Source organism: Sorangium sp. So ce726 (assembly GCF_051521405.1).
In the GTDB taxonomy this organism is placed as follows: domain Bacteria; phylum Myxococcota_A; class Polyangia; order Polyangiales; family Polyangiaceae; genus Sorangium.
The window spans coordinates 6,400,621-6,414,224 of the sequence record NZ_CP150349.1; the positions used below are offsets into that span (position 1 = coordinate 6,400,621).

Sequence of the window (13,604 nt, forward strand, 5' to 3'; positions counted from 1 at the left end):
CGGCGGCGCCGCCGGCGAAGGGCGCTCAGGCGATCGGCGCCGCCTCGAGCGCCTCGGGCTGCGCCCCTGCGGCGTCCCGGGGCGGCGGTTCGCTGGCGGCGGCGCCGCCGGACGATGCCGCTCGCTCGTCATCGCCCGCGACGCTCGCCCCGGCCGCGGCGGGCGGCACGGTCGCCGCGGCGAGGAGGTAAGCGAGGCCCGCGCCGAGCAGCAGCGCGCTGTAGCCGAGGTTCAGCGCGCACAGGGCGCCGACGGCCATCGCGGTCGCGCCCGCGAGGGCGCAGAGCGCCCAGCACCACGGCAGCAGCGCCGACGAGACCGAGTCCACGATCTTGACCCCGAGCGGCGCGAGCGAGCCCGCAAGCACGCCGAACGGCACGAGGATCGCGATGGCGAGGAGCGCGCGCGGGAAGGCCCCGAGCCCGAGGCCCCACCGGGCGAGCGGCACGAGCCCCACCGCCGAGAGCGCCGCGGCCACAGCGAGCGCCTCCGCCACCCTGCCGGAGACCGCCGTCGCGGCGCCCGGGGCCACCCGGGCGGTGAGGAAGCCGCCCACGCCGGCTGATACAAGGAGGATCACGAGGACGGCCGGGATCTCGTGCGCAGGCAGGTCGAGCAGGAGGAGACCGTGCCGGACCACGGCGAGCTCGACGAGCGCGAACCCCGCGCCGATCGCGGCGAAGAACGCGAGCGCTCGGGCGGGCGGCGTCGACGGCGACGCGGGCGCCCCGGCGTCATGCGGCGCGACGTGCCCGCGCAGACGGCGCGCGGCGAGCACCGGGAGCAGCACGCCGAGCGCGAAGAGGAGCGCGCCGACGGCGAGCAGCAGCGCGAGCGCGAAGAGGGCCGTGTGCCCTGCGCGGAGGGCCCCGACGTCGCCGAGCACCGCGGGCAGGCGGCGCGCCGGAACGGTGTACGCGAAGAACGGCCGGTCGTCGGTGGGCGGCGTCAGATCGGCCTCCGCGGCTGCGCCCTCGGCGACGCGCGCGGCCGCCACGGAGGCCGAGGGCGCGACCGCCGCGACGAGCAGGCTGCGGACCGGGGTCGCCGGGCGGTCGGGGGCGAGGACCTCCGAGAACTTGTGCTTGCGGCAGTGGCGGCGGAGCGCATCGACGTCCTCGCGCGCGAGCGGCGTGCGCCGGGCGAGGAGCGCGGTCTTCTGCGCGGCGCTGCACGCGAAGAGGTGATCCTTCGGCGCGGCCACGCCGGCGCGGCGCAGCGCCGTGGCCGTGAGGGAGAGCAGCCGATCGAAGTCCGCGTCCGCTCGGGCCAGGACGAGCGTGCCTTCGGGCAGGAGGCGCGAGAGGAAGTCCCCGACGCCCTCCAGCGTGAGGAGCCGGCTCTCCGAGAGCGCGAGCGCGCCGGTCGTCGATGCCTCGACCGTGTCGGTCGACGGGATCACGATGTTCCTGAAGAGCAGCGGCGTGCGCCTGGCGAAGCTCCGCCCGTCGCCCACCACGAGGTGGACCTCGGGCTTGTCGAGCAGGTTGCCGCTGAACGCGGCGTACTTCCCGCGCATCACCTCGAGGACGCCGCGGTCGCCCTCGACGGCGTACACCTCCTGCTGCCCGGCCTTGAGCGCGACGCGCACGTCGCGCCCGCCCCCGGCGCCGACCACGAGCGCTGGACCCTGGTCCTTGTGCAGCGCGTACGCCATGTCCTCGGGCTGCGGCGGGGGCGTCGTCTTCGCGTCGAGGATCGGGCTCGCCGCGGCGCCGCCGAGCCGCATCAGCGCCGCGCCGGCCTTCGGTCGATCGACGGTGATCAGCGAGCGCTCGGTCCAGGCCTCGTGCTCGGTCCGATCGGGCGACCCCCGGCGGATGCCGGCGAGCCGGAGCCACGGAGCGCCGACGTCGCCGGCGAGCAGCACGAAGGAGCCGAGCACGAACGTGGCGACGAGGCCGCCGGGCGCCCGCTCCTCGCCCTCACAGCAGCGCGACCCGAGGTAGAAGAAGATGCCCGCCACCGCGAAGAAGATCGCCGCCGCGAGCGCGGCGCGGGGCGCGCCTGCGCGGAGCGCGCCTGCCGCGGCGAGCCCGCCGAGCGCGCCGCCGACGAGATCGAGCAGATAGAGGCGCGGCATCTCGGGCGCCGCGTGCCGGATCGCGGCCGCGAGCGCGAGGCCCGCGAGCGCGAACGGGACCGTGGAGGCCGCGTAGCACAGCGCGAGCCACGGGAGCGACCCCGGCGCGGGGACGGACAGGGGCTCGCGGTGCGCGAGCAGGATGACCGCGGCGAGGGTCGCGCCCGACGCGAGCGCGGCGAGGATCGCCATGCGGGCGAAGAGCGCCGGCGGGCGGGCGAGCGACGGGAAGACGTAGAGCAGCGCGCCGCCCATGCCCGCGCCGACGAGCGACAGCGAGAGCACGAGGAACGCGTGGACCTCGCCGAACAACGCCGCGTAGATCCGCGCGAGCGAGATCTCGAGCAGGACCGAGGCGCACGCGAGGGCTGCGACGCCGCTGAAGAGGCCGCTCCGCTGGGGGACCCGCATGGGCCCGCTCCTACCACAGCGCGAAGCGGCCTTTCACCTCTCTCGACCGAGCGGTGCGAGCGGCCACGGCGCGAGCAGCGGCACGGGGCCGCTCGGCCGGAACCCGGGCGCGCCGCCCAGCGCCTCCGCCACGGCCCCCGGGGCGCCCTTCGCGCCGCGCGGCGGGTGCCCGCCCAGGCGCGGCTCGGCGGCGCCGCTCGGTTGACCCAGGCGCGGCGTTGCCGCGCCGCTCTGTCGGAGCGCGCGCGCACACTCGTCCACGGTGATGCGGCGTGGCCCATACGCGGAGGCGTTGGCCGCGTCGGCGTCCATCAGCCGGGTCGGCGTGTCGATCCCGAAATCGTCCGGGTGCCCCGGCTCGTCGAGCAGCACGTGGCCGAGCTCGTGCGACAGCGCGAACGACGCGCGATCCGCGCGCAGGCCGGCGCGATCCTCGATGATCGTGTTCCGGATCGCGCCGCCGTCGGCGAAGATGAACGACTCGCCGATCCGCCCACCGCCCGCGAAGCTCGGGACCATCACGACGTCGACGGTCGAGGGGTCGCCGTCGTCGAACGCCTTGAGCAGCGCCCGCTCCTCGACCGTGCCGGCGATCGCGTCGGTGTCGCTGAAGTGCTGGAGGCCGTCGTCGAGGTCCACGGCGCCGATGCACGCCGTGAGCGTCGCGTCGGTGCTCAGCGCGCCCGCCGCCGGCGGCTCGATGGTCGCGAGCGCGCCGCCCGGCCGCCGCACGAGCACGTCGGTGGTCCCGTAGGCGCCCGCGCCGATCGCCGGGTTGTCGGAGAGGCGCACCGAGAACCCGGCCGCGCCGATCGCCGCGGCGACGGCCCGGGCCGCCGCGTCGGGGCGCGCGCGCGGCGCGATCGCCGCGGTCACCTCGTGGCCGTCGACGCGCACCCGGATCGCGCCGCCGCTGGCCGGCAGGCCGTGGTCGCAGCCGATCGCGAGCAGGTGCGGGCGCGGCGGATCGACGAAGGTGACGTCGAGCGCCTCGGGCGGGCCGAAGCTCACGCCGCACGCGCCCCATAAGGCGTTCGCCCGCTCGACCTCCGCGCGCGCGATGGCGAGCGCTCCCGCGTCGTCGCCGCCCATCGGCGGCGGGCCGCCGGCGCGGGGGCGCACCATGACGATCCGGAGGCGCGCGCGCGTGCGCCCGAGCGGCCCGAGCGGCGAGGCGCGCGGGCCGGCGACGCGGATCATCTGGACCTTCGGCCCGCCGGGCAGGGCGACGACGAGCGCCCCGCCGACCTCGCCCTTCACGGAGCGATCAGCGATCATCGGGTGGTTGCGATCGATGTCATCCGCGACCACCCGGAGGGGTCGCGTCGATCCGCACACGAGGCCCGGCGGCACATCCTCTGGACACCGCACGTGGCCAAGCGGCACGTCGGACAGGCGATCGATCGCCCCGCCGGACGGCGCCGCGGAGTGGACGTCGAGCGTGAGCGGCAGATCCTCCGGCGCGCCGATGACGAGCAGCCGGATCGCGTCGGGATCGTCGAGGTTCGCGAACGGATCGTCGCCGAGCCGGTCCGGGGGCGTGCGCTGAAGCGAGGCGTGGGAGCGCGCCATGTCGATGCGCCGCCCGGCGCCGTCGATCGCGCGCACCTCGAACGCGCTGATCGTCCGCGCCTCGCCGAAGAGCGCGATCTCGCTGCGCCCGGCGCGGACCGCCTGGACCTCGACCCGGCGTGCGCCCGCGGGGATCGCCGCGCCGGGCTTGACCGGGCTTCCGTCGACGAGGAGCCGCAGGCCGGCGGGGATCGCCGCGGGCGCCTGGCTCGCGCCGCGCGGCGCGCGCAGCGCGAGGAGCTCCGGGGCGGGCGGCGCTCGAGGCTGCTCGCCGTCCGGCACGCCGTCGGCGTCGTCGTCGTCCAGATCGACCGCGAGCAGCGCCGGCTCGGCCGCTGCAGCGCCGGCCGGGCCAAGCAGCCCGCCGAGGAGGACCGCGAGTGCAGACAGCCGCATGTTCATGTCGTCATCGCCCTGCCTGCTCGCCCTCCCCGGCCAGTCTATCGCGACTCCGGCCGAGCGCAGCCGGCGCTGCGCGATGGGGGCCGTCGGGAGCCCTCCGATGGCGGTGCGTCCCGCCCTGCGCCACGTGTCGCGCCATGGTCAGCGTCAGCGCCGTCATTTTCGGTGTCGACGGCACGATCCTCGACACCGTCGATCTGCACGCGGCCGCCTGGCAGCAGGCCTTCCGGCGGTTCGGCCGCGAGGTCTCGCGGGAGAAGCTGCGCAGCCAGGTCGGCAAGGGCGCGGACCAGCTGCTGCAGACGTTCCTCTCGCCCGAGGAGATGGGCTGGATCGGCGCAGGCATCTCGTCGCTGCGCGACCAGATCTACGGGCGCGAGCTCCTCCCGGGCGCCCGGGCGTTCCCGTGTGTGCGCGAGCTGCTCCAGCGCGTCGCGCGCGACGGGCGCCGGATCGTGCTCGCCTCGCCGACGCCGCGCGGCGAGCTCGACGCGAGCGTCGAGCTCGCCCGGGTGGGCGATCTGGTCTCGTGGACGGTATCGGCCGACGACGCGGACAGGTCGAAGCCGCGCCCCGACGTCCTCGAGGCCGCGCTCGACCGGCTCGGCAGCGTCGATCCTCGCGAGGTCGTGCTCGTCGGCGACGCGCCGTCCGACGCCGAGGCCGCGGCGAAGCTCGGCCTCCTCTCGGTGGGGCTCCTCTGCGGAGGCTTCCCCGAGATGGAGCTCCTCGAGGCCGGGTGCGCGGCGATCTACCTCGATCCGGAGGATCTCCTCGCGCGCTACGACGCGTCGCCGCTCGCGCCGCCCGGGGAGCGGCTCGCGTCGTAGCGGCGCGCGGGCAGGCTCAGGAGCCACCGGGCGGGCGCCCGGCGCGCGCCGCCGGGGAGCGCTGGCTCTCCGGGGCGCCGAGCCGCTCCCGGAGCGCTCTCCGCTGCGGCTCGTCGATGGCCGACGCGGCGGTCGAGCCGTCGCGGCGCTCCACCGAGTAGACGGCGTCGGGCGGCAGGAGGTCGAGGAGCGCGGGGCTCTCGGTGGTGAGCAGGAGCTGTCGCTGGGCGGACGCGCCACGCAGGTACTCGAGGAGCGCCGGGAGCGCGGCGCGATCGACGCCCGCGTCGGGGTGCTCGAAGCCGGCGAGCACGAGCGGGGGCTCCTGCGAGAGCGCCGTGACCATGGCGGCGAGCCGCAGCGTCGCGTCCGGCTCGTCCACGGCGGCCCGCCAGCGCTCGCGCCCGTCTCCGTCGACGCCGTGGCGCAGCTCCGGGACGAGGAACCCACCCGACGAGGACGCGCGGGCGCCGTCGACGTCGCCGATCACCTGGGACAGGCCCGCGAGGAACTGGTCCTGCCATCGCTCCTTCGCGAGCGCGCGGAGGACCGAGCCCCAGTTGTCGCCGCTCGCCTTAAGGCGCCGGGACGCGCTGAGCTTCTGGGGCGAGCGAAGCGTGCGCGGCGCGAGGGAGTAGAGGACCGCCCGGCGCAGCTCGTCGAGCATCGGGGTGAGCGGTCCGTCGGAGAGCAGCGGCAGGACGAGCTTCGTGCCGCTCACGGCGATGGGGGCGACGCCGCGGTACGCGAGCGTGCCGCTGCGCCCCTTGTCCTTGCGCGAGAACCCCTTCGGGCTGCCCTTCAGCCGGTCGAAGGAGACCTCGGGCGCGTCGCTGCCGGCGTCGAAGACCTCGCGCAGGCCCGGCTTGACGAGCCGCGTGAGCGCGCTGCGCTGCCACCACGCGGCCGTCTCGCTCTTGACGCGCGCCTCGCCCTCCCGCTCTCCCGGCGCGAGCTGCACGAGCCAGAACCCGTGGCCCTCGGTCCTGGAGACCGCGACCCCGAGCGTGGTGAGCGCGCCGTCGCCGCGAGCGCCCTCCAGCGCGCCGCCGCGCCGGTTCGCCGCCGCCAGATCGAACGCCCCGTTGGCGCACTCGGCGAGGAACCGCACCGCGTCGAGCAGGCAGCCCTTCCCCGAGCCGGACGGACCGACGAGCGCGGTGAGCGACCCGAGCGTGAGCTCGAGCCCAGCCCCGACGCTGCCGTAGTTGCTGACGTAGACGTGGGTGATCATCGCGGCGCGGAGCCTCGGTTCGAGGACGTCCACCGGGCAGGCTGTCGCCCGTCACGGGCCGGCGATACCCGGCCCTTCGTCTCGGTACCGTCCTGAAAGTCTCCGATGCGCCCCACCCGACGACGATCATCGAACGCCTCGCCAGCGATGTCCGCAACAAGATCCTTGCGGAAGGAGCGCCGCCCCGCGCTGCGAGGCGATCACACCCGCAGGATCGTAAGGCCCGGCACGTAATCGAGCCGGAGCCCCGCGATCCGCGCGCTCACCGAACGCCCTCGGGCCCTTGGAGCGTTCACCCGCGGCTCCCGCCCGAGCCGCTGACCTCGCCGGTCGAGCGTCGCTTCATGAACGCCACCGGCGAGAGACCCGCGAGCTCGCGGAACTCCCTGACCAGGTGCGGCTGATCGCAGTACCCGCTCGCAAGGGCGATCTCCGACCACGACCCGCGGGCGACCTGCGCGTTCGAGACGACGCGCTGGAAGCGGGCGATGCGCGCGTACTGCTTCGGCGAGACGCCGACGGTCGCGACGAAGGCGCGCCGCAGGTTCCGCGGGCTGACGTGGAGCGCGCTCGCCGTCTCTTCCACGGTGATTCCTGCGAGCGAGAGCTTCCGGAGCGCGGCGCGCGCGACGGCCGCTGATGCGGGCTCGAACACGTCGGGACCGAGCATGCGGCCTTCGAGGGCGCGTTCGATCACCTCCAGGCGAGCTCGCGCAGGGTCCCGCGTGACGCCCGTTCCGACCGCGACCAGCTGCTCGAGCAGGGCGTCAGCGTGTCGGCCCCAGAGATCGCGCGCCGGGACGATGCGATCGGCGAGCTCGTCCATCGGCACGCCGAAGAAGGGGTACGCGCCGCCGGGTCGAAAGACCACCTGCACCGCGAGCCGGAAGCGCGGCACGCGCTTGTACACCGCGCGCGTCTTGGGCCCGAGGACGACGATGTCGGCGCGGTCCGCGTCGAGGAGGCGAAAGACGAGCGACGTCGTGCCATCGGGCAGCAGGTCGAGGTTCGTGACCGGCGGCGTGCTGGCGCGGACGGCGACGACGAAATTGCGGAGCACACGCGACGCCGGCGCGCCGGCCTCCGGGTGCGGGGCGCGCCGCGCGATGGCCTGTTCGATCGATCCCACCACGTTCGCCATCGTGGGCTCGCCTCGGGCTGCCATCAACCCACCCGGCCCCGTCTCGGCCGTTTCCTCCAAGATTGCACGCCGGCGGGGACGCACGGTGCCGTCCAGATAGGGCTCTTCAGCCCGAACCCCCAGGAGGACCACGATGAACCTCGACCACTACGTCACCCTCGGCCGCTCCGGCCTGCGCGTCAGCCCCCTGTGCCTCGGCGCCATGACCTTCGGCGAAGACCACGGCTTCGGATCCAGCGTCAAGGAGTCCGAGGCGATCCTCGATCGCTTCATCGAGCGCGGCGGCAACTTCATCGACACCGCCAACGCCTACACCAAGGGCCACTCCGAGAAGATCATCGGCGATCACATCGGACGCCACCCGAGCAAGCGTGACCGGGCGGTGATCGCCACCAAGTTCACCGCCAACCTCTACCTCGGCGACCCCAACGGCGGCGGGGCCGGGAGGAAGGCCATCTTCGCGCAGTGCGAGCAGTCGCTGCGCCGCTTGCAGACCGACTACATCGACCTCTACTGGATGCACGTCTGGGACAAGAACACGCCCATCGAGGAGACCGCGCGAGCCCTCCACGATCTGGTGGCGGCCGGCAAGGTCCGCTACGTCGGCGTCTCCGACACCCCGGCGTGGAAGGTGGCGCAGGCGCACGGTCTGGCGGGCTTCCGCGGGTGGGCGCAGTTCATCGCGCTGCAGATCGAGCACTCGCTCCTCGAGCGCACGGTGGAGGGGGAGCTCATCCCCATGGCGCGCGAGCTGGGCCTCGGCGTCACGCCCTGGTCGCCCCTCAAGAGCGGCGTGCTCTCCGGGAAGTACACGCGGGAGAACGCCGGCAAGCACAAGACCGATCGCGGCCCGTTCGTGCTCTCCGCGCTCACCGACAAGGCGTACGCCATCGTCGACAAGCTCGTCGAGATCGCCAGGGATCTCGACACCACGCCGGCGCGCGTGGCGCTCGCCTGGGTGGTGGCCCGGCCGGGCGTCACCTCCACCATCATCGGCGCACGCACGCTGGCGCAGCTCGACGACAACCTCGCCTCCCTGGAGGTCAGGCTCGCGCCCGATCAGGTGGCCGCGCTCGACGCGCTCTCGGCGCCGACGCTCGACTTCCCCGCCGGCTTCCTGCGCCTGGCCGGCACGTTCATGAACGGCGGCACGACGATCAACGGCGAGAGCGCGCCGGCGTGGCCGATGGCGCCGAAGAACGACAGCGAGCGGTACTGAGCGCGCGCCGAGCGCCCGGGCGGGGGCGCTCGTACGCGCCTCCCCACCCTTCTTGGTGTTCCTCGCGGCAGAGCCCCCCCGGCGCCCTCACGCCGTCCGCGCGAGCGTTATCGCGAGCGCCTCGCCGTCGAGGTTGACCTCGCGCCGCTCGCCCTGCCCCCACGCCGCGGGCGCCGCGCCCAGCACGAGCTCGGCGGCGAGCGCCTCCTGCATGAGCATCTCGCGCGCCGCCTCGGCGACCTTGCGGGCCCGCTCGCCGCCGTCGAGCGCGAGCCGGATCCGCTCGGTGAAGCCGAGGTCGAGCTCCTTGCGCAGCCCCTGCACCCGCGAGAGGATCTCCCGGCCGAGCCCCTCGTCGCGGAGCGCGTCCGTGAGCGCCGTGTGCAGCACGACGACCCCCGCGCGGCCGCCGGCCGCCGCGAACCCCTCGCCCGCCTCGACCGCCACGTCGATCTCCTCGGGGCCGAGCTCGACCTGCTCGCCGTCGAGCGCGATCGCGATCTTGCCCTCGGTCGCGAGCGCCGCGCGGAGCGCCGCCGCGTCGGCCTTGGCCAGGACCTGCTTCGCGAGCTGCACCTTCTTTCCGAGCTTCGGCCCGAGCGCGCGGAAGTTCGGCTTGAGCACGTAGCGGACCGCGCTCCCCTCCTCTCCGGGCTTCAGGAAGCGCACCTCGTGGACGTTGAGCTCCTCGGCGATGAGCGGCACGTGCTCGGCGAGCGCCGCCGCGAGCCCCTGCTGCGACAGCACGATGTCGGCCCGCGAGAGCGGCTGCCGCACCTTGAGCTTGTTCGCCGTGCGCACCTGCAGGCCGAGCGAGACGAGCTCGCGCACGGCGCGCATCTCGATCGCGAGCGGCTCGTCCACCGCGGCGGCGTCCGCCTCGGGGAACGCCACGAGGTGGACGCTCTCCGGCTGCGACGCAGGCCACGGCCGCCGCACCAGGTTCTGGTACATCGCCTCGGCCAAGAACGGCGTGAACGGCGCGCTCAGCTTGGCGAGCGCGACGAGCACCTCGTACAGCGTGAAGTACGCGTCGCGCTTGTCCTGGGCAGCGCGCACCGCACCCGGCGCGATCTCCAGGGCGTCTCCGATCGACGGAGCCCAGAAGCGCGCGCGGCTCCGGCGGACGTACCAGTTCGAGAGCGCGTCCACGAGATCGACCAGCCGCTGCGCCGCCTCGTACAGCCGGTACTCGTCGAGGTGCGCCGTCACCTCCCGCGTCGAGAGCGCGAGCTCCGACAGGATCCACCGGTCGAGGAGCGCTCGCTCCCGCGCCGGCCGGTAGCCGGCGCTCGCCGCGAGCGCCGCGGGCGACGTGTCCGTCGCGCCCGGGTTCCCCTCCGCGGGCGAGAAGCCGTCGATGTTCGCGTAGATGGTGAAGAACGAGTAGACGTTCCGGAGCTTGACCGCGAACTCCTTCTGGTACGCGCGCACGTTCGTGAGCGAGTGGCGCGTGTTCGTCCACGGCGGGGAGGACGCGTAGAAGAACCAGCGGAACGCGTCGGCGCCGGGCGCGGGCGTCGCCGGATCCTCGATGAAGACGCGCTGGTCCTGCGGCAGCCTGGGCACGTCGTTGGGCATCACCGAGAGCGCCTTGTCGGCCGGCGAGAGGCCCAGGCGGTCGAGGTCTCCGCGGGAGAGCGCGACGATGCGGCGCGGGAGGCGCTTGTTGCCCGTCGCCGGCCTGAGCTCCAGCGTCAGCGCCGCGCCCTCGCGATCGGCGCGGTAGACCCGCACCTTCGCCGAGTCGCCCGTGAGATCGAGCCCCTCGTAGTCCTCGCGCGCGATGATCGCGACGCCGTCCTTCGCCGCGCCGAGCCCGGCGTCGGCGCCGTCGGCCGCCGCGAACTCCATCCGGACGCGCTCGAGGATGACCTCGGGCGGCGTGTAGTTGCCCTTCGACTTGCTCTCCTTCTTGCCCTCCCTGTCGCAGACGTGCCCGAGCACGACGCACGTCTGGTACGGGTGCGGGTAGCTCCGGACCCTCGACAGCCCGAGCTTCTCCTGCGTGGCCTCGTCGAAGACGAGCGTCGAGACCATCAGCAGCGAGTAGAACCAGCCCCGCGTCTGATCGATCGCCTCGCTGATGAAGTCCGCCGGGAACGCGCGATCGAACAGCTCCTTCGAGCCCTCCGCGTGCGGGTAGCCCCACTGCGCGAACGGCATGCTCCCGCTGTCGAACCAGGCGTCGATGACCTCGGTCACGCGCCGCATCTCGCCGCCGCACGGGGGCCTGGGGGCAGAGCCCGGCTCGCCGGGCGGGCCCCCAGCCGTAAACGGACAGGGGAACGTCACCTTGTCGATCCACGGCTTGTGGACGATGAGGTGATCGTTCAGGCCGGGGTCGGCCTTCTTGGCGTCGCGGAAGTGGTCGAAGGCGCGCGGGTTCAGCGCCTCGATCTCGGCGACCGAGGCCGGGGCGAGCTGGTGCTCCTCGTCGTTCGCGCAGACCCAGACGTTGAGCGGCGTCCCCCAGTACCGCTCGCGAGAGAGCGCCCAGTCCACGTTGTTGGCGAGGAAGTCGCCGAAGCGGCCCTCCTGGATGTGGGACGGGTGCCAGTGGACCGCGCGGTTGTTGGCGATCGCCTTGTCGATGTTGTCCCGGGTCCTGATGTACCAGGCCGGCCGCGCGAGCTGGATCAGCGGGTCGTCGTCCGCGCGCCAGCAGAACGGGTAGTCGTGGCGGTACTTCTCCTCGTGGACGAGCAGCCCGCGGGCCGCGAGATCCTTGATGATCAGCGGATCGGCGTCCTTCACCCAGAGGCCCGAGAACGACGTGAGCCCCGGCTCGAACGTGCCGTCCGGCCGCACCGCGCAGAGCATCGGGACGTCGGCGCCCGGCTCGGCGAGCTCCGCGATCCGCCGCCTGTGCGCGTTGAAGTCGTCCTCGCCGAACGCGGGCGCGACGTGGACGATGCCAGTGCCGGAGTCGAGCGTGACGAAATCCGCGCCGAGGACGACCCAGTAGAGCGGCTCTGCCTTGCCGTCCTTCCTGCGCAGGGGGGTATCGAAGAGCGACCTCGAGAAGGCGTCGAACGGCGGGCGGTAGCGCTTGCCGACGAGCTCGCTCCCCTTGAGCTCGCGGAGGACGGGCAGGTCCCGCTTGAACTTCTTGGCGAGCTCCTCGCGCAGCGCCGCGGCCACGATGAGCTTGCCGGCCACGGGCGCCGCGCCCCCCGCGGGCGGGCCCGCGTCCACGACGACGTAGTCGAACTCGGGCCGGACCGCGGCGTAGCCGTTCGAGGGCAAGGTCCACGGGGTCGTCGTCCAGGCGCAGAGCGCGGTGTCCGGCTCGTCGACGAGCGGGAACGCGACGAACACGCTGGGGTCGTCGACCGTCTTGTAGTTCGAGCCGACCTCGGCCGCGCTGAGCGCCGTCCCGCCCTGGGGCCACCACCAGCAGACGCGGTGGCCGCGGTAGAGCAGCCCCTTCCTGTGGAGCTGGGAGAGCGCCCACCAGACGCTCTCGACGTAGCTCCGGTGGTAGGTGACGTAGGCGCTGTCGAGGTCGACCCAGAAGCCGATCTTGTCGGTCAGGTTCTCCCACGCCTCGGTGTACCGGAAGACGGAGTCGACGCAGCGCGAGATGAACGGCTCGACGCCGTACCGCTCGATATCGGCCTTGCCGTGGATGCGCAGCTCCTTCTCGACCTCGACCTCGACCGGCAGCCCGTGCGTGTCCCAGCCGGCCTTCCGCGGCACGTCGTAGCCGCGCATGGTCTTGTACCGGGGGAAGACGTCCTTCACGGCGCGCGTGAGCACGTGGCCGTTGTGCGGCATGCCGTTGGCGGTCGGCGGGCCCTCGTAGAACACGAACGTGCCCCGCGAAGGGCCGGTGGCGCGGGTCTCGGCGCGGAGCGTCTTCTCGAAGATGCGGCGCTGCTTCCAGAAGGCGAGGATCTTCGCCTCGTCGGCGGGGAAGTTCAGCTCGGTCGCCACCCTGTCGAACAGGGGCTCGGGCGGGCCGTCGGTCGGTTTCTTCGAGGACGCTTCGGACATGGCCCGGCCTAGTAGCAAGGCCCATTGCCAGCGTCGAGGGAAGCGCTGGGCCGGCGCGGAGCGCGCGCGACGAACGGCAGGGGTGCTAGGATCGCACGATGAGCGCGCAGCACCCGCTATTTCCAGGCAATGCGCCCGAGGTCGAGGCCGCGTTCCAGGCCGTGCCGGACGAGATGGTCGCCGAGATCCTCGACGGGGAGCTGTACACGTTCCCGCGGCCAGCGCGGCCGCACACGCGGACGGCGTCGCGGCTGGGCGTGAGTCTCGGGGGACCATTCGATCTGGGCACCGGTGGACCTGGTGGATGGGTCATCCTCGACGAACCCGAGCTCCACCTGGGACCGCGGCCCGACAAGATCGTCCCCGATCTCGCCGGCTGGCGCCGCGAGCGCATGCCCGACGCGCTCGGGCCCGAGGACGCGCCCGCGCATTACAACGTCGCGCCCGACTGGGTCTGCGAGGTGATCTCCCCGCGCACCGAGCGCGTCGACCGGGGCAAGAAGATGCGGATCTACCGGCGCGAAGGGGTCCGCCACGCCTGGCTGCTCAACCCGGTTGCGCAGATGCTCGAGGTCTACCGGCTCGACGACGGGCGGTGGTTCTTGCTCGACACCTACGAGGGCGACGAGATCTTGCGGCCCGAGCCGTTCGAGGCGGTCGAGCTGCCGCTCGCCGCGCTCTGGGCGCGGTAATCGCCGGCCGGGACGGGCAGC

At 73.8% G+C, this 13,604-nt stretch carries 8 protein-coding genes; 3 read left to right on the forward strand and 5 right to left on the reverse strand.

Annotation, left to right across the window (positions count from 1 at the left end):
* Positions 1-25: 25 nt before the first annotated feature.
* Entirely contained in the window at positions 26-2,494 is a 2,469-nt protein-coding gene (locus WME79_RS23800; protein WP_437539269.1) for a hypothetical protein, read from the reverse strand.
* A 33-nt stretch (positions 2,495-2,527) separates the two neighbouring features.
* A complete protein-coding gene (locus WME79_RS23805; RefSeq protein WP_437539270.1) occupies positions 2,528-4,462 on the reverse strand; it encodes a hypothetical protein in 1,935 nt (644 codons plus the stop codon).
* 143 nt (positions 4,463-4,605) lie between these two features.
* On the opposite strand from WME79_RS23805, the gene WME79_RS23810 reads away from it, so the two are divergent.
* The gene (locus WME79_RS23810) at positions 4,606-5,298 is read left to right on the forward strand and encodes an HAD family hydrolase (protein WP_437539272.1); all 693 of its coding nucleotides are present in this window, start codon (positions 4,606-4,608) and stop codon (positions 5,296-5,298) included.
* A gap of 16 nt (positions 5,299-5,314) precedes the next feature.
* Here WME79_RS23810 and WME79_RS23815 read toward each other — a convergent pair whose 3' ends face one another.
* Positions 5,315-6,565 carry an AAA family ATPase gene (locus WME79_RS23815; protein ID WP_437539274.1) on the reverse strand — a complete coding sequence of 417 codons (1,251 nt, stop codon included), beginning with the start codon at positions 6,563-6,565 and terminating at the stop codon, positions 5,315-5,317.
* 259 nt (positions 6,566-6,824) lie between these two features.
* Entirely contained in the window at positions 6,825-7,673 is an 849-nt protein-coding gene (locus tag WME79_RS23820) for a helix-turn-helix domain-containing protein (RefSeq protein ID WP_437539276.1), read from the reverse strand.
* Between the two features lie 133 nt (positions 7,674-7,806).
* Between WME79_RS23820 and WME79_RS23825 the strand changes: the two genes are divergently transcribed.
* Positions 7,807-8,892: an aldo/keto reductase gene (locus tag WME79_RS23825; RefSeq protein WP_437539277.1), complete on the forward strand. Its 1,086-nt coding sequence runs from the start codon at positions 7,807-7,809 to the stop codon at positions 8,890-8,892.
* 87 nt (positions 8,893-8,979) lie between these two features.
* On the opposite strand, the gene WME79_RS23830 is transcribed toward WME79_RS23825, so the two are convergent.
* Complete coding sequence (locus tag WME79_RS23830) at positions 8,980-12,891, reverse strand: class I tRNA ligase family protein (protein WP_437539279.1); 3,912 nt, start codon at positions 12,889-12,891, stop codon at positions 8,980-8,982.
* A gap of 98 nt (positions 12,892-12,989) precedes the next feature.
* Here WME79_RS23830 and WME79_RS23835 point away from each other — a divergent pair, with 98 nt between their 5' ends.
* Positions 12,990-13,583, forward strand: coding sequence for a Uma2 family endonuclease (locus tag WME79_RS23835; RefSeq protein ID WP_437539280.1), 594 nt, complete (start codon positions 12,990-12,992; stop codon positions 13,581-13,583).
* The last annotated feature ends 21 nt before the right edge of the window (positions 13,584-13,604 follow it).